Genomic DNA, 19,939 nt, shown 5'->3' on the forward strand with positions numbered 1-19,939 from the left:
GTAAGACTTGTGACGCAGGAAAGTGAGCTGAAAACTAGGCCGGGGCTGTCGCGACGAACAAGGGGAGTCCGGCATGGTCACGAGAGGTTTTACCGGTCGCGGATCGGGTAGCGACCAGTCCGGCCGGATTCCGCCTGGCCAGCATCTCGTCGAGAATTTTCCGGTCCTGACCGCGGGACCGACGCCGGACCTCGATACCGCGAAATGGAATTTCACGGTCAAGATCGGGCCGAAGCCGGTCAAGGTCTGGAACTGGAGCCAGTTCAACGCTCTGCCTCAGACCAGGGTGAAGAAGGACATTCACTGCGTCACGTCCTGGTCCAAGCTGGATACGGCATGGGAAGGCGTACTCATCGAGGACATCCTCGCGGACGCAGGGCTCGAGCAACCAACCGATTTCGTCCTCGTACATTCGTACGACGGCTACTCGACCAACGTGCCACTGGCGGATCTGCTTTCCGACAAGGCGATGGTCGCGCTCAAATATGCCGGGCAACCGCTTCCGCGCGATCATGGCGGCCCAGCGCGCCTGCTCGTGCCGCACCTGTATTTCTGGAAGTCGGCCAAGTGGGTGAAAGCGCTGCAGTTCACAACGCGCGACGAAGCCGGCTTCTGGGAACTTCGCGGCTATCACATCTATGGCGATCCGTGGCGCGAGCAGCGGTACACCCATGACTGATGGCGCCGTGCAGGCAGCGCCGTGGCAGAAAGCCGTGATTGACCGGGTCGCCCAACAGACCCCGGCGATCAAAAGCTTCTTCTTCCGGCTGCGCACGCCTTTCACCCATGTGGCGGGTCAGCACGTCGACGTGCGCCTGACGGCGCCTGACGGCTACACGGCGATGCGCAGCTATTCGATTGCCTCGCCAACCAACGATACAGGGGTCCTCGAGCTCGCCATCGAACGCTTGTCCGACGGGGAAGTATCCCCCTTCTTCCACGACGTGGCGGCGGTCGGTGACGAGATCGAACTTCGCGGCCCACTCGGCGGGCACTTCCTCTGGCCGGGGCAGGCAGCCGAGCCGATCCTCCTGATCGGAGCAGGCTCTGGCCTCGTCCCGCTGATGGCGATGATCCGACAGCGCCGCGAGATGGCACAGACTGTTCCGACAGCCCTGCTCCTGTCGGCCCGCTCGGCTCGCGACGTCCTGTTCTCGGACGAGCTGCAGGCCATCGAATTGGATGATCCCGCCTTCGTGCTGACGCTGGCGATCACGCGTGAAGCTCCGAGGCGTGCGACAGATTTCGCGCGGCGGATCGATAGCGCAGTCGTCCGGGAGGTGATCGGTCGGCTTCCCCGCACGCCGGCGCACGTCTTCGTCTGCGGGTCGAACGGCTTCGTGAACATTGCGACCGATGGCGCACTGCGCGCCGGTCTGGACGCCGCGGCAATCAAGACCGAGCGCTACGGTGGATAACGGCGCAAGTCTCGCCGCGTCCTCTCGGGCAGGGACGCTAAACCTCGGCGATCAGCGGGGAGGGCTGATGCGATGACGGTCGTGGCGCGACAATTTCATCTCAAGGCGCGTCCGGAAGGGCTGCCCGCATCTGACAACTTCGAACTCGTCAAACGATCGCTCGCGTCTCCGCACACCGGGCAGGTTCTTGTCCGCAATCGTTGGCTCTCGGTCGACCCCTACATGCGCGGAAGGATGACCGGGCGCGAAAGCTACATGCCGCCGTTTGAGTTAGGCGAGCCCCTGGATGGGGCCGCGATCGGCGTCGTCATCGAAAGCGAAGACACCGACCTCAGGCCGGGCGATGTCGTCAGCCACTTCGCCGGGTGGCGTGACTATGCGGTCATCGACGCCACTTCTGCCACCAAGATCGATCCTGCGATCCCGGAGCAAGCCTATCTCGGGCCGCTCGGGTTCCCCGGCTTCGCGGCTTACATCGGCGTTCTGCGGATCGGAAAGCCGCAGTCGGGCGAAACCGTCTTCGTCTCCGCCGCAGCCGGCTCGGTCGGTTCGCTCGCCGTCCAGATCGCAAAGATCAAGGGATGCCGGGTCGTGGCCTCCGCCGGCTCAGAGGAAAAGCTTCGCTGGCTACGCGATGAGGCGGGCGTCGATGCCGCGATCAACTACAAGGAGGCGGAGGACATGGCGGCAGCGCTCGACGCGGCAGCACCAGAAGGCATCGACGTCTATTTCGACAATGTCGGCGGGACGCATCTAGAGGCAGCGCTGAACGCCGCGAACGACTTCGCCCGCTTCGCCCTTTGCGGAATGATCGACCAGTATAACAGCGAGCCGTCCGGCCCCCGCAACATCTATGCCGCGATCGAGAAGAGCATCCTGCTGCAGGGCTTCATCACGATCCACAACATGTCCGTGTGGGAAGACTTCCAGCGCGACGTCACGCGATGGATTTTGGAGGGCGAGGTCAAATGGCAGGATACCGTGCTTCACGGCCTCGAGAACACGCCGGCTGCCTTCCTCGACCTCTTCGCGGGGAAGAACAGCGGCAAGATGGTGATCGACCTGCGCGACGATCCACAGGGAGGATCGTGATGCGACGACCGCAACGCGCGACCGCGACAGCATCCCGCTGCCTCATTCCAGCGCAATTCCAGACTCTCGGGAGACCAGCATGAGCCGCTTCGCCGAACCCGTCTTCGTGGCCGCCGGCCTTCGGACTCCGTTTGGCCGCGGCGGCGGAGCGCTAGCGGCATACGACACGGTTTCGCTGTCCGTCCCGGTGGCGCAGGCGATGGCGAAGCAGGCGGAGCCGGACCTAGTCGTGTGGGGAACCGTGATCCCGAACCTGGGCTGGAGCAACATCGCCCGCGAGGTCTGGCTCGATGCCGGGCTCAATCCGAGCGTGCCGGCATTCTCCGTAGTTCTCGCGTGCTCGACCAGCATGACGGCGACCTTCGCAGCTGCGGGCATGCTCGGCGGCGGAACCGACCTGACGCTTGTTGGCGGCGGCGAGGTCATGAGCAGGCCGTCGCTGGCTGTGACCCCAGAGGCATCGAAGCGGCTCACTGATCTCTTCGCGAAGGATCCCGCCGCCGCGCTGGCTGCGCTGCAGGCCCTCACGCCGCGCGACTATGTCCTGCCGACCAAGGGGTGGGCAAACCGCATCACCGGCAGGACCATGGGCGATCACATGGAGGAGACGGCCAAGGCCTGGTCCATCCCGCGCGAAGCCCAGGACGATTGGGCGCTGAAAAGCCACCAGCGTTCGGTCGCCGGCTGGGACGCCGGTTTCTTCGATGACCTCGTTGTCTCGCTGCCCGAATTGACGCGCGACGCTAACCCTCGTTCAGACACGTCGGCCGAGCGACTTGCCGCCCTAAAGCCAGCCTTCGACCGGGAGAGCGGTTCCGGAACTCTGACGGCCGGCAACAGCTCGCCGATCACCGACGGCGCGGCCGGCTGCTGGGTCGCCAACGCGGCCGGAGTGGCAAAGCTACCGTCCAATACGCCATATGCCCGGCTGGTCGACTACGAGGTGTCAGCGGTCGACCTTCACGCCGAAGGTCTGCTGATGGCGCCGTCCTATGGCATTCCGCGCCTGCTGGCTCGGCATCGGCTGAGCTATTCCGACATCGCGCTCTGGGAAATCCACGAGGCGTTCGCGGCCCAGGTGCTGGCGAACGTCGCGGCCATTTCCGACAGGGACTGGGTCCGCGCGAAGGCGGGTGTCGACGAAGACATGGGCCAGTTCGACTGGGACCGCGTCAACCCGAATGGCGGTTCAGTGGCGATCGGGCATCCGTTCGGCGCCACCGGCGCCCGCGACCTCAGCCAGGCGGTGAAGGAGCTGTGGGCGCTGCCGGCGGGATCACGGGCGATCGTCAGCATCTGCGCCGACGGCGGACAGGGCACCGTCGCGCTCCTCGAGCGCGTCTGAAGGGGGCCAGCAATATGAAAGCCATCCGATTCCATGAATTCGGCGCTCCAGACGTGCTTCGATACGAAGACGCTCCGAAGCCGGGCATCAAACCGGGAGAAGTGCTCGTCCGCGTGCTCGCCGCGGGCATCAACCCCCCCGACTGGTATCTGCGGGAAGGGTACAAGGCCCTGCCGCCGGAATGGCGGCCGGAGGTCGCGTTCCCGGTCATTCCCGGGTCGGACGTGTCCGGTGTCGTCGTTGCCGTCGCCGACGATGTGCAGGGTTTCGCGCCCGGCGACGAAGCATTCGGCATGATCCGTTTCCCGAGCTACGGCGACAGCCTGGGATATGCCGAATATGTATCCGCGCCGGCATCAGACCTCGCCATCAAGCCGCGGGCGATCGATCACGTGCATGCCGCGGCCGTCCCGATGTCGGGCCTCACAGCTTGGCAATTCCTAATCGACCTGGGTCACGACGAGCCTAATCCGCTGCAGCCGGATCGTCATCAACCGGTTCCGCTTGCCGGCAAATGGGTTCTCGTCAATGGCGCGGCTGGCGGGGTGGGCCATCTCGCCGTCCAGCTGGCGAAGCAACAGGGCGCGCGCGTCATCGCCGTTGCATCCGGCCGGCACGAGAATTTCCTGGACGACCTCGGTGCCGACGATTTCATCGACTATACGAAGACTGCGGCAGAGGATGTCGTGCGCGACGTCGATCTTGTGGTCGACGCTGTCGGGGGTCCGACGGTAGACCGCTTCCTGCGCACGATCCGACGCGGCGGCGCGCTCTTTCCGATCTTCCCGCTGGGCTTCGCCAGTCAGGACGAGGCGGCTCGGCTCGGTGTAACCGTCTCGGCGACGCAGGTCAGATCGAACGGCGCGCAACTCGCAGAGCTCGGGCAGCTGCTTCAAAGCGGAGCTGTCCGCGTTGCCGTCGACAGCACCTATCCGCTGTCGCAGGCGGCGGCAGCGCACGAGCGCGCTGCGGACGGGCACATTCAAGGGAAGATCGTTCTCACCGTCGGTGGCGCAGATCCGCGCCCTCAAGATGCATCTGCCGTGTCGTCGACGACATGGCCGCCGCGCACCGTCGGACACTGATGTGCGGCCGCCTGACCCGCCTTTCGCTCGCGCCCGTCGGCAGCTCGGGGCTGTTTCGATGCGCAACCGCCCGAGCGGGCACGCGCAAGCTATCTCACTCGCGCCGCAGAGATCCGCCGGAGCCTGTCGCGATTATGAATCCCGACCATGCGATCCCTCTACGGGAGGCGATCAGTGGCTCTGAATGCTGACACGGCGGACGTAGGTGCGATCCATCGCGCCAAGGCGCTTGCGGACCTGATGGTTCTCGACACGCCAGATGAGCAAGCCTTCGACGACCTCGTTTTCATCGCGGCAAAGGCCTGCGATGTCCCGATCGCGCTGATCACCCTCCTCGACGTCGACCGACAATGGTTCAAGGCAAAGTACGGCCTGGACGTTCGGGAAACGGAGATCGAGCACTCCGTGTGCCGGATCGAGATCGATCGCGGAGACATTCTCGAAATTACGGATCTGACCGCCGATCATCGCACCAATTGCAACCCGCTCGTCACCGGCGCCCGGCACTTCCGCGCTTACGCCGGCGCACCGCTGGTTCTGCGTTCCGGTGCCATTGTCGGCCGGCTCTGCGTCATCGACACCGAGCCACGCCCGGAAGGGTTGAGCGAGTTGGAAAGGGCGATGCTGCGCGCGCTCGCTCGCCTCGCCAGCGAGAACCTCGAGCTTCGTCGGACCGCAAGGGTCAGCAATCGCCTGACGGAGTTGCAGGCCGCCTTGGTCGAGATCGGCGAGGCCATTCGGGGTAGCGTAGACGCCGGGCAGATGGCATCAGCTACCGCCGCTATCGTCGGTCGCGTGCTGACCGCAGATCGCGCCGGTCTGGGGTCGGTCGACGACGCAGTCGAAACGATCGACATCAAGACCGACTGGACTGCGCCCGGCATTCTCAGCATCGCCGGCCGTCATCGCCTCGACGAGTATGTGAGTTTGCGGGAGCCGCTCATTTATGGCGACCCGCTGGTGGTCGCTGACGCTCTCACCGACGAACGCGCATTCTCTAACCTTTCGATCGCAATGCGCATCGGGGTTCGCGCGCTCGTCGATATGCCGGTCAGGGAACATGGCCGGACGATCGCCTTGTTCTTCGTCCATTCGGCGCAGCCCAGGCCTTGGCTCGCAGAAGAGATCGCGTTTGTCCGTAGCGCGACCGACCGTCTCGAAGCCGGCGTTGCGCGACATCGATCGGATGAGCAGCAGCGCATCGTGAACGGTGAGATCGCGCACCGGCTGAAGAACATGCTGACCATGGTTCAGGCGATCGCGAGCCAGACACTGCGATCGGCCAGCGATCGTGAATCGGTCTATGCGTTCGAACGCCGCCTGATGGCGCTGAGCGCCGCGCATGATGCACTGCTTCAGAATAGCTGGGCGCAGGCCGACCTCAAATCGATCGCGACGACCGTGGTCGAGGCGATCGGGTTCATGGATCGCGTGAAGATGGACGGCCCACCAGTGGCGTTGGGCGCACGGGCGGCGCTCTCTTTCTCGCTGATCGTGCACGAGCTTCTGACAAACGCCTGCAAATACGGGTCTCTGACGGGCGACGTCGGCGAAGTCTCGCTGACCTGGGAGATCGAGACTGACGATGGCGACGATCGCCTCATGATCAAGTGGCGCGAGCGGGGAGGACCTCCAGTCACTCCACCGACGCGACGCGGCTTCGGCTCGAAGCTCATCAGCATCGGCTTGGCCGGCACCGGCGGAGTGGATCTCCGCTACGATCCGGGCGGATTCGCGGCCGACTTGCAAGCCCCCATGCGCCACCTGGCCAAGGGCTGACGGAGGAATGCGTATAATGATGAGGCCCGTGGTTCTCGTCGTGGAAGACGAGCCACTTGTTCGGCTTTTCGCATCGGACATGATCGAGGAGGCCGGCTTCGAGGTGCTGCAAGCGGCCGATGCCACGGACGCGATCGTCACTCTGGAAGATCGGCTCGATGTCCGAGTCGTCTTCACCGATGTAGACATGCCCGGCGGGATCGACGGCATCATGCTGGCGATCTGCATTCGCGAGCGCTGGCCCTCCATTCAGATCATCATCACGTCGGGGAGACCCTGGCCGGAAGGGACCGCCCTTCCCGAGGACATGGTCTTTTTCTCGAAGCCATATCGTCAGGACCGGGTGCTGGAGACAGTCCGGCGGATGGCGGCATGATACCTCGCGCCCGCACGCCGCGGATCAATGCCGGCGCAAGCTCCAGCCCCCAGCCGGGACGAGCCGCTGATGCCCGGAGACCCCGGCTACTCCTCTTCTCGCTGAAAGAGTGCTCGTGATGCTGCTGCTGATGCTCTCCTACCTCGCCGGCGTGCTGACGATCATCAGCCCATGCATCCTGCCGGTGCTGCCCTTCGTGTTCGCGCGAGCAGGTCAGCCGTTCATGCGCAGTGGCCTGCCGCTTCTGCTGGGTATGGCGGTAACCTTCGCCGGGGTAGCGACGCTGGCGGCGGTCGGCGGCGGCTGGGCCGTGCAGGCGAACAGCCTCGGGAGGGCTGTGGCGCTGCTGATACTGGGGCTGTTCGGCCTTCTGCTGCTTTTTCCCGCGCTCGCGGATCGGGCCACCAGACCGCTCGTCAAGCTGGGCGCCCGTCTCACGGAGGCGACCGGCCCGGAACGCTCCGGCGGCAGCTTCTGGGCATCCCTGCTGCTTGGGTTCGCCACCGGTCTTCTATGGGCGCCGTGCGCGGGACCGATCCTCGGATTGATCCTGACCGGAGCCGCCCTGCAGGGCGCCAATGTCGGCACGTCGCTGCTGCTGCTCGCCTACGCCGCCGGCGCGGCAACGTCGCTCGCGCTGGCGCTACTCGTCGGCGGGCGCGTGTTCGCCGCGATGAAGCGATCGATCCGTGTCGGAGACGGATTGCGTCGCTCGCTCGGCGCGCTGGTGCTCGTCGCCGTGGCCGCCATCGCGCTGGGGCTCGACACGGGCCTGCTGACCAGGCTCTCGCTCGCCGGCACGTCGACCGTCGAACAGAAACTCCTGGACAGGTTCCGGCTGGATGATCGCTCGACACAAACCAGCATTCTGGGAGACGGCCCGCTCGGCATCGAAGGGGAGTTGCCACCGCTCACCGGTGCAACGAGCTGGCTGAACTCTCCACCGCTCACGCGCGAGGCGTTGCGCGGCAAGGTCGTGCTGGTCGATTTCTGGACATACAGCTGCATCAATTGTCTGCGAACGCTGCCCTACGTCAAAGCCTGGGATCAGAAGTATCGGGCGGCCGGGCTCGTCGTGATCGGCGTTCACGCCCCCGAGTTCGCCTTCGAGAAAGATCCCGGCAACGTCGCGAAGGCGGTGCGTGACCTGAGCGTCACCTATCCCGTCGCGCTCGACAACAATCACGCGATCTGGCGCGCCTTCGACAACCGCTACTGGCCGGCCCACTATTTCATCGATGGCCGCGGCCGCATCCGATACCATCATTTCGGCGAAGGCAACTACGCCGAATCTGAAAAGGTTATCCAGCGGCTCCTTGCCGAGAATGGCCAAGCCGTCGGCGACATGCGGACCGTATCGGTACGCACTGCGGGAAGCTCTGCGGCAGCGAGCTGGAACGACGTACGCTCCCCCGAGACCTACCTGGGCTATGTGCGTGGCGAGCGTTTCACGTCACCGGGGGGCCTCGTGCGCGAAGCCGGGCATAACTATGTCGCGCCGCCTCGGCTGCCTCTGAATGCCTGGGCGCTGTCCGGACGCTGGATCGCAGGGTCGGAACATGCCTCGGCCCAATCCGCCGGCGCCCGCATCGTCTACCGCTTTCATGCCCGCGACCTCCACCTTGTGCTCGGCCCTTCCGCCACGGGCCAGCGGGTTCGGTTCCGCGTCACGATCGACGGCAAGCCACCCGCTGGCGATCACGGCACGGACATCGACGATGCTGGGAACGGCACGATCGACGGGCAGCGTCTCTACCAGCTCGTTCGGCAGCAGGGTGCCGTGCGGGAGCGCACCTTCTCGATCGAGTTCCTCGACGCCGGCGCTCAGGCTTTCGCCTTTACCTTCGGCTGAGACGAAATGCCCGAGCCATCGCAATCACCCTCAACAGCGAACGACCGGAGACAGTAGCCATGACGCCCGAAATTACTCTCTACACGACCAGCTGGTGTCCTTTTTGCCGCCGCGCGAGGGCGCTGCTCACGCAGAAGGGCGTGCAATGGACCGAACACGACATCGAGGAAGATCCTGCTCAGCGGCAGGCTATGGTCGAAGCGTCGGGACGGGCCACGGTTCCACAGATTTTCATCAACGGCACGCACATCGGAGGGTCTGACGACCTTCTGGAGCTCGATGCCAAAGGCGGCCTCGACAAGCTTCTCGCGGGTGAGGCGTCTGCCACCTGATGCGCCTGGTTAAGGCGCGCCCAGCCAGCGATGGAAAGAGGGAATAGGAAATGGTTTCGGCAGTTTGGAACGGCGCCACTATCGCCGTGAGCGAAAAGACCGTGATTGTCGACGGCAATCACTATTTTCCGCCGGAGACGGTCGATCGTAGCCGGCTCGAGGCGAGCGATCATTCGTCCGTCTGTCCGATCAAGGGCTCGGCACGCTACTTCCATGTTCGGGTGGCCGGCGAGCGAAATCCGAATGCGGCCTGGACCTACCCCGACCCGACCGCGGATGCCGAAGCGATCAGGAATCATTTCGCATTCTGGAAAGGGGTGGAGGTTGCGTAACAAGCTCCTCGCCGGGCGCGGCCGCTGATGCCGGCAGCGCTTCATGCTCGCGTCGCCGCTCACCTCGACCGGGCGCTCGATGCGCTGGAGGCGTCTGGCGACCTGCCGGCCGGTCTAGCACGGAGCGGCGTGACCGTGGAGACGCCGAATGACGCTGCGCACGGCGACCTGTCGACCAACGCTGCGATGGTTATGGGGAGACTTGCCGGAGTCCCGCCGCGGCAGCTCGCCGAGGCACTCGCTCACCAGTTGGCGGCGCTCGCCGAAGTGACAAGGGTCGACGTCGCCGGGCCGGGCTTCATCAATCTGCGCCTTTCCGACGGCGCGTGGCGGAATGAGCTGGCGACGATCGCACATGCGGGCGAGCGATATGGCAAATCGGACTCTGGTGCCGGCACGACGGTGAACGTCGAATATGTCTCGGCCAATCCGACCGGCCCAATGCACATGGGGCATTGCCGCGGAGCGGTCGTGGGGGACGCGCTGGCGAACCTGCTGGCGTTCACCGGGCACCGCGTGATCCGCGAATACTATGTCAACGACGCCGGGGGACAGGTGGACGTCCTCGCCAGATCCGCCCACCTCCGCTACCTCGAGGCGCTGGGCGACAGCGTCGGCGATATTCCGGAAGGCCTCTATCCGGGCGACTATCTCAAGCCCGTCGGCCAGGCCTTGGCGGCGGACTTCGGCGACCGTTACCGACATGCCCCGCAGGCCGCGTGGCTTCCGATCTTCCGCTCGCGCGCCGTCGCAGCGATGATGGAAACGATCCGCGCGGACCTCGCGCTGCTGGGCGTTCGTCATGACCGCTTCGCATCGGAAGCCGAACTTCTCGAAGCGGGCAGGCCCGCCGCCGCCGAGGCGTGGCTGCGCGAGCGCGATCTCATCTATGATGGTGTGCTTGACCGTCCGAAGGGATCGGAACCGGAGGACTGGCAACCGATCGAGCTGCCGCTGTTCCGCTCAACTCTCTTTGGCGATGATCAGGACCGGCCGATCCGCAAGGCAGATGGAAGCTGGACCTATTTCGGCGTCGACCTGGCCTACCATTTCGAGAAGGCACGCGACGCCGATCAGATGATCGACGTCTGGGGCGCGGATCACGCCGGCACGGTGAGGCGCATCGTCGCGGCTACCGATGCCCTCACCGAAGGGCGCAAGCGTTTCGACGTCAAGCTGGTGCAGATCGTTCGCCTGCTTCGCGCGGGCGAGCCGGTGAAGATGTCGAAGCGCGCCGGCAACTTCGTGACGCTCTCCGATGTGGTTCGGGAAGTCGGCAAGGACGTCGTCCGCTTCACCATGCTGACCCGCAAAGCCGAAGCACCGATGGACTTCGACTTCGCGAAGGTTGTCGAGGCGTCCAGGGACAACCCGGTCTTCTACGTGCATTATGCCCATGCGCGTATCTACTCGCTGTCCAATCGCGCGGCCGAAGCCGGCATCGAGCAGGGGGGCACACCCGACCTGACCCGACTGGACGACCGCGACCTCGCTCTCGTGAAACATGCGGCACAATTTCCGCGCATAGTGGAGGCGTCTGCAGCAGCGCGCGAACCGCATCGGATCGCCTTCTTCCTTTTTCAACTTGCGGGCGCATTCCACGCCATGTGGAACGCCGGCATCGATGATCCGCAGCGCCGCTTCATCCTGGAAGACGACGCCCCGCTCAGTCACGCCCGGCTCTCGCTGGCGAACGCCGTTGGACAGGTCATCCGCAACGGCATGGCGCTGATGGGTGTCGAACCGATGCAGCAGATGCCTCGAGCGCCGTAAGCTCTCGAGCCGCGCCCATACTACCCACCTGTCGGCGCCCCTGCTTTCGATCGGCGCGCGGACATCCAAGCCTCAACAGGAGAAGCTCAAATGTCGAAGGTTCTACAAGGCAAGGTCGCGCTGATCACCGGCGGCTCTCGGGGTCTCGGGGCCGTGCTGGCCGAGACGCTCGCCGAACAGGGCGCTGATATCGCGATCACCTATGCCGCCTCGGCCGCCAAGGCGGAAGCCGTGGTCGAGAAGGTGAGAGCCAAAGGAGTGCGCGCGATCGCCATTCAGTGCGATCAGGCAGATAGCTCCGCTGCGCAGCCGATGGTCGAGCAGGTGGTCTCGGAGCTCGGCAAGCTCGACATCCTCATCAACAACGCAGCGATCGCGGTTCAGGGCAAGCTGGTCGACGATCCCACGCTTGATGGGCCGGCCTTCGACAAGCAATGGATCGTCAACGTGCTCGGGACCGTTGCGGTGACGCGGGCGGCAGCGCAGAAGATTTCGGACGGCGGCCGGATCGTCTTCATCGGGTCCGGACTAGGTACGCGCGCGATCGTGCCGGGGGTTGCCGATTACGCAGGCACGAAGGCAGCGATCGCCGGATACGCCCGCGGCGTGCAGCGCGACCTTGGGCCGCGCAATATCACCGTGAACGTGGTGCAGCCTGGCATCATGCCGACCGATATGGCGGCAGGTGCTGCGGAAAACTTCCCTGAAGCCGTCCTGGACCTGCATCCGATACGTCGCATCGCGACCATCGAGGAAGTCGCGTCCGCGGTGAGCTATCTCGTTGGTCCTACCGCCAACTACACCGCCGGGGCCGTCATCGACGTTTCCGGCGGTGTCCTGGTCTAAGGCGCGCTCGTGATTGTTGTCGCATCCTCGCCGGGTCGCCGCATCGCGGCGCCCCGGGCAGCAGGCAGGCGGGTCGGCTGGCGCGCCGCGCAAAGGTGCCTGCCGACCACGTCCCGTCCTGATAGCGCACCGGCTGCCTGAATGGAGAACGCCGACTTCGAAGCAGCGCTCGAAGGTCTGCCGCGCGGCTATAGTGAAGGGACCTTCGACGGCCGCCGTTACGGCGTGACGGTGCAGCGGTCTGACGATGGCCGGCGGAACAGCCTGTTTGCGAGAGATCTCGCCGGCACCGATATCGTAAGTTTCAATTTGTACCGAGTGGCGAACGGCAAGACGTTGCTCAGGCCTTGCGAGATGTCCTCGGAGAAAGTGGTGAGCTTTGTGCTTGGGTTCACGCCCGAGAAATAAACTCCATCTCGCGCGCGGTGTAAGACTTGCGACTTAAGTGCAGCTCTCGCCTTCGTCGCCGAAGGCTATCGAAACTATAGCCGCTGGTTATTGGACATCGATCTGAGGCAAACTCATTCTGTCGGCCTCAGCGGCCGAAGGGGAATCGATGCCGGCTCCTGTGAAAGCCACCATTCAGGGAGCTTCTCGATGATTAACGCCAGTCCTGCGCCAGTTGCAACTCCCACTGACCTCGACGAGTCCGCAACGATGACCGTAGCCGATGCGCTCAAGATCATCCTCGCGAACAGCTACGCGGTCTATCTGAAGACCAAGAATTTTCACTGGCACGTCTCTGGTCCCTATTTCAGGGACTATCATCTCCTACTCGACGAACAGGCGGCCGAGATTCTCGCCGTCACTGATGCGATCGCCGAGCGTGCCAGGAAGACGGGCAATCGTACGCTCACATCGATCGGTGACATCGCACGCCACCAGACCATCAAGGACAACGATGCCGAGTTCGTGACGCCGCAGGACATGCTGGCCGAGCTGAGGGCCGATAATCTGCACATGGTGGAGGCGTTCCGGCGCGCGAAGGAGGTGGCGGACGACGCGAAGGATAACGCCACCTCTGGCCTCATCGACACATGGACCGATGAAGCGGAACGGCGCGCATGGTTCCTCTTCGAAGCCAGCCGGCCCAGCTGACCACCGCAATCTAGACATCGCTGCTCGGGCAAACCGATCGCGCCTTCCAGACAATAGCAAGCCGCCGGGGCGCCGAACGCCATGACGCTAGCCGAAGGCCGATCCGCGCGGCTTGTCGATCTGATATTGTGAGGGATCAATATGAACGCTGGCCAATTGCGCACGCAATTCGTGCAACATGAGGGCGGTGCCGTGGCGTTCGACGACACGGGAGGCGCAGGTCCGATCGTTCTCGGCATTCCCGGGATGGGCGATCTGCGATCAGAGTATCGGCACCTGAAGCCGATCCTGCAGCAGGCGGGGATGCGGGTCGTTACGATGGACGTCCGCGGCTTTGGCGAAACGTCGTCTCAATGGGATGACTATTCAGCCCGCGCCGTCGGCCGTGACGCGGTGGCCATCATCCGACACCTAGATGCTGGGCCGGCATTCATCTTGGGCAACTCTTTTGCCGCAGGGGCCGCGCTATGGGCGGCGAAGGAAGCGCCAAACCTGGTCAACGGAGTCGTCTTGCTGGGGCCGATCGTACGCGATCTTCCACTCTCCACGGTACAGAAGCTCGCTCTTACGATCGGCTTCGCCGGACCATGGCGCATATGGTTCTGGACGACTTACTGGGCTAGCCTTTTTACGAAGCTACGAGCGCCCGACCATACCGAAGTCAAGCGGGCAATCGCCCGCAACCTGAAAGAGCCGGGTCGAATGGACGCGCTCCTCAAGATGCTCTCGCTGTCAAAAGCGGACACTGCGGCCATCCTGGACGACAGTGCCGTTCCGGCGCTTGTAGTGATGGGCACCAACGACCCGGACTTCTCCGATCCCGGCGCCGAGGCTGAAATGCTCGCTGCGCAGCTCAACGCAGAAGCGATGATGGTAGAGGGCGCCGGCCACTATCCTCACGTCGAGGCGGCGGACGCAGTTGGGCGTCGTATCGCGGCGTTCATCAACGCCGGTCGCTCCCTCCATCGAACGAGCGGCGCTGCACCCGCTTACCCGAGGTAGAAAATGATGAAGATTGGCTTCGGCGGCGGCTGCCATTGGTGCACCGAAGGCGTTTTTCAGGCGCTCAGAGGGGTCACCCAAGTAGACCAGGGCTTCCTGCAGTCCGAGCCTCCCGCGGACACCTGGGCCGAAGGCGTCATCGTAACGTTTGACCCGTCCGTTATCAGCCTGGAGACGCTGGCCGAAGTGCATCTTAGAACACACTCTTCAGGCAGAGCACGTTCACCCCGCGGGAAGTACCGCAGCGCGGTCTACACCTTCGAACCTAACCAACTTGCGGAAGCTGAGCGGGCAGTGCGCCGGTTCGCGGAAGAAGCTGCGAAGGAAATTCACACGCAGGTAATCCCCTTCATCGGCTTCTTACCGTCGGACGAGCGCTACCAGAACTACTATCGCACCGACCCTAGCCGGCCGTTCTGCCGTCGGTACATCGATCCGAAGCTCGATTTCATCCGCCGAGAGTACGCAGATATCGCGCTGCCCTCGAAATGAGCAGTCCCATGACGCATCAGCCTTCGCATATCGGTTCGTTCAACGACGCTTTCGAACGCTGCCCGCTCATAGCGATCCTGCGCGGCGTCCGTCCTGTGGAAGTAGAGGCGATCGGCGAAGCGCTCGTAGAAGTGGGCATCGGCCTAATCGAGATACCGCTGAACTCGCCGGAGCCGCTGCTCAGTATCGAGCTTCTGGCAAAGCACCTTGCGGGACGCGCGATCGTGGGGGCAGGGACCGTCGTTCACGTCGAGGATGTCCCAAGGGTCGAGGATGCCGGCGGTACGCTGGTCATCGCGCCAAACACGGATGTTCGCATCGTCGCCGCCGCGTCCGAGCGAGGCATGGCGGCGCTGCCGGGCTTCGCGACACCCACAGAAGCATACGCGGCGATAGCGGCAGGTGCGGCGGCACTTAAGCTGTTTCCGGCCGAGGGTTTCACCCCGGTGTTCGTAAAGGCTTCGCTGGCGGTCCTGCCGCAACGAACTCGCATACTCCCGACCGGCGGTATCCTTCCAGAAACGATGGGGCGCTGGCGATCGGCAGGCGCTGCCGGCTTTGGGTTAGGATCAGCGCTCTACTCGGCTGGCATGACGCATCTCGAGGTACGGGCACGAGGTGAGGCGTTTGTGGCTGCTCTCAGTGCACTTACGCCAAATGGATAGGCAGGATTGCTCGTGGGATATGGCATTGCGTGGGCCCGACTCGAATGTTCGGCGGTGATGCAGTGCAAGAACAGTAGAATGCCCATGCGCATAACGTGCTAGCTGATGGAACAGTGGACGGGCGGAAGTTACAGCATTTCGAGCAGATCGGTCTTGGCTGCAAACACTGGCCTAGTTGATATTAAATCAGACCGCAGGTCACGACCAGAGTCGGTCGTTCAGATCGATCACCGGGAACATCTGCTCTTACCAAGAGCTGCCGATGGAATGCTCCGAAGCGGACTCCCAGCGAGGCGCCCAGATATTGGCCATTCTTCAATTAGTTCGCCGATCCTAGAAGCGGACCTCGGCCAAGACGACAGGGATGAGGATGTGCTCGCTTTTCGCGATCGCGGCTTCCCGGACGACCTGATTGAGGTGCCCGCACGCCGGAGAACGAAGACGCTCCCTGGGCCGTCGAGGCACAACCCGGCAGCTATGTGGCGTTCTTCGCGCCGTGGGACAGCGGCCAGTATGACAGCTAGACGCCCGCCACGTCTCCAGCTTTCCCTGATATCGATGTTCCCTCTGACCCGCTGCGTCCGGATCATCAAATTGTGGATCGGAACGCATTTCCGCCCGTCAGTCCTGATCCTTATTCTGCGGACCCCAGTCGGGTGAAAGTCCCGACCTCCGCGGTTCGTGCCGGCTGACTGGTCATTTGCTCCCAGGCCTTGCCCAGGTAGTTACCGAAATCTTCGTGCAGGGGACGGCCCGATATCGACCAGACCGATGAGAAGCTGTTGGCGTTGATCCCCTCCGGATCACCGAGGCCGAGCGCGGTCTCCATGACGAGCAATCCATCGAGCTTGCACCGATCCGCGGACTGGCGGACGATATCGTTGACCAACCACGCGATCGACTGATGCCCGATCCTGTCCGGAGGGCTGACGAACACGAGCAAACCATAGGCCTCAGGCATGTCGAGGATCGTCCGGGTCGCCTCGATTTGCTTTCCGGCCGACGACACCTCCTTTCGGACCCGGTCGCCCACCTCGCGGAGCGCGCTCTCCGCCAAATGACCGGGCAGGTCATGAAGGCCGATGGTGACCTCACCGAAAATCACCGGGCCTGCTGGATCGCGCGCGAGCATTTCGCCCAGTTTCTCGCCGACCTTGGGATCATTTCGCCGATCGCTGGTCAGCGACTTGATCTCGGCGATGATGCCGTCGCTCCGGAACAGGATATCCGCGCGCTTACCCGTGTAGCCCGCCGGCACAAGCGCATCGACCGGCTCCCCGCCAGCGGCCTCGAAGATGCTGGCGATGAAGTCATGCTGATCCATCGCGTCGCTGCCGGGGCGTTTCCGATCAGCGACCATGGCACTGCTTGTATTTCTTGCCGGACCCGCAGGGGCAGCGCTCATTGCGGCCGACCTTCCGGCGCGGCTCGACAGCGCGCGGGGCGCCACGTCGCTGGTCGAACAGGGCTTGGAGCGGCGCCGGGATTTCCACACGGCGCTGGGGCGGTCCGCCACGACGGCGCAGGTCCTCGATCAGCCTTTTCTGGTTTTGAAACGCTTCCCGATGTCCCGGCACCATTGCCTCTTCATACGGGCCCAGCCGCGCGACCTCGGCTGCAGCAGCGTCGTGGTCACCGCAATAGGCCAGCACCACGGCATAGAGCGTCCGGACCGGCAGGACCCAGGAGACGAGCCCGATCGCCTGGACGAACGGAAAGACGTTCTTCTCGAGCACCTCCCGCGCACCGATGAAATCATGCGCATCGACGAACTCGTCGACCAGGTCCTGCCCGACGCGCACCAGCGAATTATAGGCCTGCGCCAGCTCGTAGAACTTCATCGCATGGATACGCGTCAGCGCCGATCGCGGGCTGAACTGACCCATCGACTGCGCCAGAAGATCGAGAGAGTCGGCCAGATGCTTGACCGTGTCGGTGACGTCCTTGCCCGCCGGGAGCAGCGGTCGAAGCTCGGGCGCATTACGCCCGAACACGTCTGCCGGCTTAAGCCCGAGTGCATCATAATATTCGCCGACGAGGGCATTTGCCTCTTCGGCTGCGGCCTCCCGCTGACCAAGCTTGAACAGCGCCCAGGCGCGATTGTAGCGGAAGATGCGGCGATGTTCGGATTTGTCCGGGAGGCGTTTCTCCACCTCGTCGGACGTAGATTTGACGCCATCCGCATCGCCTAGTCTCGCGCACGCGAGCATGCGCTTCATGCCACAGGCGAGCCATTCATCGTCGCCCAGGTCATGGGCCTCGAGTAGCGCGCGCATCGCATTGGTTCGTTCGAGCGCAGGCTCGGCTTCCCCATCACGCAGATCGTTGAAGGCAAGGCCGTCGAGCGCCCATAGCCGCGTTTCGGGGTCGGCCTCCTCATTGGCCGCGATCGCCAGCAGATAGGGCTCGATCTCCGGCCAAACGCCCATCTCGTGAAACAGCTCGTCGGTCGCGAACTCCACGAGGATCCGGGCATCACCCACCTGTCCGAACAGCCTGATCAGGAGACCAAGCTTCGCGATGGACCAATCCTCGCGGATCGACGTGATCATCACCTGGAGAAGCGCGCTCTTGGCCTTTTCCTCCACCTCCTTGCCGCGGGCACCGAGGTCCGCCGTCGCAAGGACGCGGATTGCGTCGTGGATCTTCAAGCCGCTATTGCCGAACATCTCCATCGCGCCCGTCGCGGGAAGCGCCTTGAGCCTGAGTGCGGCCGCTTTCTTCTCGAGGCCGGCGGCACCCATCAGCAGGTTCATCGCCTCGTCCCGCGACAGCGCCACATCTGCCACGCTCAGCACTGCAATGGTCTCGCGATCCTCCGTCGAAAGGGACTCGAATGCGCGCTTGAGAATGATCTCCTGCGCGGTCTCGACGATATGGGATTGCGCTTCGACATCGGCACAGAAATCTCGGATGGCCCCGCCATATTCGCGCGCCGCCACGACCGCCGCGTTGATGACATAGAATGGCAAGCCACCCGTCAGCCGTGACAGCCGCTCGCAATCGGCGAAGTCGGCCTGGCATCCGGCATCATGCGCCGCCGCCGCAATCGTGTCCTCATCCCAGCCGTTCAGCGTTTCCGCCTTGATGCCTAGCTTTGCCTCCAATTCGGTCACCGCCGCGCCCGGCTGGCACAGCAGCAGGATGCGCAGATTGGGTGCGCGCGCTGCAATTGCCTCAAGATCGCTTGGCGGGACGCGGTGCGCATTGTCGATCACCAAATGCGCCGCAATCGCCTCTTCGCCGAGCTTGACGCTGAGCGCCCCCAGCATGTCGAGGCCGATGGCGCCGGGCAGGAATATCTCGCCAAGCTTCCCGCTCGACCGCCCGAACATCTTGCCCGCGACCTCGCGCGCGACCGCCGTCGCCAGCGCCGCACCGGGCATGTCCACCACGTCGAGATAGGTGACCGGCAGCGGCGCGTGGACAACCGCCTCGGCGACCCAGGCGGTCTTGCCCGCACCGGACAGACCCGAGACGATCCGGACCTTCTCATCGCCCAGCAGCGCAGGCTCGTTGATCTGTGCCCGATAAGGCGCCGGCGGGGTGGGAAGCTCCTGCATCTGGACGGCGAGCTGCTCGAACAGGTCGGGTAGTTCCTCCCGCGCGAAGCTGTGATCCGTTCGCGGCGGTGCGCCTGCGGACGCAAACATGACCATGCTCGCGAGTTTCCAGGTCAAGGTGTCCGGACGCAGCAATCCAAGCGGGAGGTCCGCTGCAAAGGCCGAGGAGGCCTCGATTGCGTCAGGGACGCTTGCTGGCGGCACCGGGAGGCAAGCATCCTCGGGCTTCGGACCCTCTGGCCAGTGCAAGGCCACATCCTTCGGCCAATCGGCAGCCGCCAGCTTCTCCTTCAGCGGCCCATTGGGCGCCGCGTTCGACGCAATGACGAAGGAGGCTTCCCCGGCTCGGTTGCCATCTGCGTGCGCCTTGCGGATCTCGTCGAACCGGTCGAGCGCCCCGCTGATGTCTCCGCTCGCCAGATCACCCTGGCGCGTCTTGATCTGAACATAGACATGCCGATCGGGCAGGACGATCTCCACGTCCTCGTCGTGCTCGACGATGATCCGCTCGACCCCAGCGCTGCCTGCCATCAGCAGGCATATCGACGCATAGATGTGCTGATACAGGAAACCGCGATGTACAGCCTCGATGCGAACCAGCTGCCGCGCGTCGATGACCTTGGCCTCTTCCTCCTCCATTGGCCACTGCTCCCCCGAATCTGCTGTCCAGCCCCCTGGATCGATCTCCTCTGATATCCATCCTGGCGAGCCTCTCAAGGAGATGATGATCCAGATCATGATTTCGGGCGTGGTGCGGCCGACGAGGTTGGCGGCTGACCGCTTCGCGCGGGCACCGTGGCTCTATCTCCGCTGCGCCGCGGCGTGGGATGCACGCGCGATGACGCAAGCTAGCGTCAATTGTTCATGGTCTCTATATGTTCCGATGCTA

Annotated in this window: 19 protein-coding genes; 17 read left to right on the plus strand and 2 right to left on the minus strand. The window is 64.0% G+C overall.

Features of this window, described 5'->3' with window-relative positions:
- Positions 1-73 precede the first annotated feature (73 nt).
- The 17 genes from CA234_RS08730 (at position 74) to CA234_RS08810 (ending at position 15,487) form a co-directional block, all read left to right on the plus strand.
- Entirely contained in the window at positions 74-679 is a 606-nt protein-coding gene (locus CA234_RS08730) for a sulfite oxidase-like oxidoreductase (protein WP_126001419.1), read from the plus strand.
- On the plus strand, positions 672-1,418 hold the full coding sequence (locus CA234_RS08735) for a ferredoxin reductase (RefSeq protein WP_126001420.1): 747 nt from the start codon (positions 672-674) through the stop codon (positions 1,416-1,418). The genes CA234_RS08730 and CA234_RS08735 overlap by 8 nt, the downstream gene beginning before the upstream one ends.
- 72 nt (positions 1,419-1,490) lie before the next feature.
- Entirely contained in the window at positions 1,491-2,510 is a 1,020-nt protein-coding gene (locus tag CA234_RS08740; RefSeq protein ID WP_126001421.1) for an NADP-dependent oxidoreductase, read from the plus strand.
- Between the two features lie 79 nt (positions 2,511-2,589).
- On the plus strand, positions 2,590-3,855 hold the full coding sequence (locus tag CA234_RS08745) for a thiolase family protein (protein WP_126001422.1): 1,266 nt from the start codon (positions 2,590-2,592) through the stop codon (positions 3,853-3,855).
- A 14-nt stretch (positions 3,856-3,869) separates the two neighbouring features.
- Complete coding sequence (locus tag CA234_RS08750) at positions 3,870-4,940, plus strand: NADP-dependent oxidoreductase (protein WP_126001423.1); 1,071 nt, start codon at positions 3,870-3,872, stop codon at positions 4,938-4,940.
- A 174-nt stretch (positions 4,941-5,114) separates the two neighbouring features.
- Positions 5,115-6,719 (plus strand): GAF domain-containing protein, encoded by a 1,605-nt coding sequence (locus CA234_RS08755; protein ID WP_164521753.1) that lies wholly within the window; start codon positions 5,115-5,117, stop codon positions 6,717-6,719.
- A 19-nt stretch (positions 6,720-6,738) separates the two neighbouring features.
- The gene (locus CA234_RS08760) at positions 6,739-7,095 is read left to right on the plus strand and encodes a response regulator (protein ID WP_277600213.1); all 357 of its coding nucleotides are present in this window, start codon (positions 6,739-6,741) and stop codon (positions 7,093-7,095) included.
- Positions 7,096-7,213: 118 nt separating this feature from the next.
- On the plus strand, positions 7,214-8,947 hold the full coding sequence (locus CA234_RS08765) for a cytochrome c biogenesis protein DipZ (protein ID WP_126001426.1): 1,734 nt from the start codon (positions 7,214-7,216) through the stop codon (positions 8,945-8,947).
- 59 nt (positions 8,948-9,006) lie between these two features.
- Positions 9,007-9,279 carry a glutaredoxin 3 gene (gene grxC, locus CA234_RS08770; RefSeq protein WP_126001427.1) on the plus strand — a complete coding sequence of 91 codons (273 nt, stop codon included), beginning with the start codon at positions 9,007-9,009 and terminating at the stop codon, positions 9,277-9,279.
- Positions 9,280-9,329: 50 nt separating this feature from the next.
- Positions 9,330-9,611: a DUF427 domain-containing protein gene (locus tag CA234_RS08775; protein ID WP_126001428.1), complete on the plus strand. Its 282-nt coding sequence runs from the start codon at positions 9,330-9,332 to the stop codon at positions 9,609-9,611.
- Between the two features lie 27 nt (positions 9,612-9,638).
- A complete protein-coding gene (gene argS / locus CA234_RS08780; RefSeq protein ID WP_126001429.1) occupies positions 9,639-11,384 on the plus strand; it encodes an arginine--tRNA ligase in 1,746 nt (581 codons plus the stop codon).
- 90 nt (positions 11,385-11,474) lie between these two features.
- The gene (locus CA234_RS08785; protein WP_126001430.1) at positions 11,475-12,230 is read left to right on the plus strand and encodes an SDR family oxidoreductase; all 756 of its coding nucleotides are present in this window, start codon (positions 11,475-11,477) and stop codon (positions 12,228-12,230) included.
- 141 nt (positions 12,231-12,371) lie between these two features.
- Positions 12,372-12,638 (plus strand): hypothetical protein, encoded by a 267-nt coding sequence (locus CA234_RS08790; RefSeq protein WP_126001431.1) that lies wholly within the window; start codon positions 12,372-12,374, stop codon positions 12,636-12,638.
- A 189-nt stretch (positions 12,639-12,827) separates the two neighbouring features.
- Complete coding sequence (locus CA234_RS08795) at positions 12,828-13,328, plus strand: DNA starvation/stationary phase protection protein (protein WP_126001432.1); 501 nt, start codon at positions 12,828-12,830, stop codon at positions 13,326-13,328.
- Between the two features lie 192 nt (positions 13,329-13,520).
- On the plus strand, positions 13,521-14,330 hold the full coding sequence (locus tag CA234_RS08800) for an alpha/beta hydrolase (RefSeq protein ID WP_206431145.1): 810 nt from the start codon (positions 13,521-13,523) through the stop codon (positions 14,328-14,330).
- Positions 14,331-14,333: 3 nt separating this feature from the next.
- The gene (locus CA234_RS08805) at positions 14,334-14,822 is read left to right on the plus strand and encodes a peptide-methionine (S)-S-oxide reductase (protein WP_241213400.1); all 489 of its coding nucleotides are present in this window, start codon (positions 14,334-14,336) and stop codon (positions 14,820-14,822) included.
- 8 nt (positions 14,823-14,830) lie between these two features.
- Positions 14,831-15,487: a 2-dehydro-3-deoxy-6-phosphogalactonate aldolase gene (locus CA234_RS08810; RefSeq protein WP_126001435.1), complete on the plus strand. Its 657-nt coding sequence runs from the start codon at positions 14,831-14,833 to the stop codon at positions 15,485-15,487.
- Between the two features lie 634 nt (positions 15,488-16,121).
- Here CA234_RS08810 and CA234_RS08815 read toward each other — a convergent pair.
- A complete protein-coding gene (locus tag CA234_RS08815) occupies positions 16,122-16,847 on the minus strand; it encodes a hypothetical protein (protein ID WP_206431146.1) in 726 nt (241 codons plus the stop codon).
- Positions 16,837-19,689, minus strand: coding sequence for an SEC-C metal-binding domain-containing protein (locus tag CA234_RS24835; RefSeq protein ID WP_164521754.1), 2,853 nt, complete (start codon positions 19,687-19,689; stop codon positions 16,837-16,839). Before CA234_RS24835 ends, CA234_RS08815 begins: the two co-directional genes overlap by 11 nt.
- Between the last annotated feature and the right edge of the window lie 250 nt (positions 19,690-19,939).

The organism is Sphingomonas sp. ABOLE (assembly GCF_003950455.1).
In the GTDB taxonomy this organism is placed as follows: Bacteria; Pseudomonadota; Alphaproteobacteria; order Sphingomonadales; family Sphingomonadaceae; genus Sphingomonas; species Sphingomonas trueperi.

Bases quoted from the DNA above. Each gene is read 5' to 3' on its own strand.
- CA234_RS08740 (WP_126001421.1), top strand. From the start codon at position 1,491: ATGACGGTCGTGGCGCGACAATTTCATCTCAAGGCGCGTCCGGAAGGG.
- CA234_RS08745 (WP_126001422.1), top strand. From the start codon at position 2,590: ATGAGCCGCTTCGCCGAACCCGTCTTCGTGGCCGCCGGCCTTCGGACT.
- CA234_RS08785 (WP_126001430.1), top strand. From the start codon at position 11,475: ATGTCGAAGGTTCTACAAGGCAAGGTCGCGCTGATCACCGGCGGCTCT.
- CA234_RS08750 (WP_126001423.1), top strand. From the start codon at position 3,870: ATGAAAGCCATCCGATTCCATGAATTCGGCGCTCCAGACGTGCTTCGA.
- CA234_RS08805 (WP_241213400.1), top strand. From the start codon at position 14,334: ATGATGAAGATTGGCTTCGGCGGCGGCTGCCATTGGTGCACCGAAGGC.
- CA234_RS08765 (WP_126001426.1), top strand. From the start codon at position 7,214: ATGCTGCTGCTGATGCTCTCCTACCTCGCCGGCGTGCTGACGATCATC.
- CA234_RS24835 (WP_164521754.1), bottom strand. From the start codon at position 19,689: ATGGAGGAGGAAGAGGCCAAGGTCATCGACGCGCGGCAGCTGGTTCGC.
- CA234_RS08760 (WP_277600213.1), top strand. From the start codon at position 6,739: ATGAGGCCCGTGGTTCTCGTCGTGGAAGACGAGCCACTTGTTCGGCTT.
- CA234_RS08735 (WP_126001420.1), top strand. From the start codon at position 672: ATGACTGATGGCGCCGTGCAGGCAGCGCCGTGGCAGAAAGCCGTGATT.
- CA234_RS08815 (WP_206431146.1), bottom strand. From the start codon at position 16,847: ATGGTCGCTGATCGGAAACGCCCCGGCAGCGACGCGATGGATCAGCAT.
- argS (WP_126001429.1), top strand. From the start codon at position 9,639: ATGCCGGCAGCGCTTCATGCTCGCGTCGCCGCTCACCTCGACCGGGCG.
- CA234_RS08810 (WP_126001435.1), top strand. From the start codon at position 14,831: ATGACGCATCAGCCTTCGCATATCGGTTCGTTCAACGACGCTTTCGAA.
- CA234_RS08775 (WP_126001428.1), top strand. From the start codon at position 9,330: ATGGTTTCGGCAGTTTGGAACGGCGCCACTATCGCCGTGAGCGAAAAG.
- CA234_RS08790 (WP_126001431.1), top strand. From the start codon at position 12,372: ATGGAGAACGCCGACTTCGAAGCAGCGCTCGAAGGTCTGCCGCGCGGC.
- CA234_RS08795 (WP_126001432.1), top strand. From the start codon at position 12,828: ATGATTAACGCCAGTCCTGCGCCAGTTGCAACTCCCACTGACCTCGAC.
- CA234_RS08730 (WP_126001419.1), top strand. From the start codon at position 74: ATGGTCACGAGAGGTTTTACCGGTCGCGGATCGGGTAGCGACCAGTCC.
- grxC (WP_126001427.1), top strand. From the start codon at position 9,007: ATGACGCCCGAAATTACTCTCTACACGACCAGCTGGTGTCCTTTTTGC.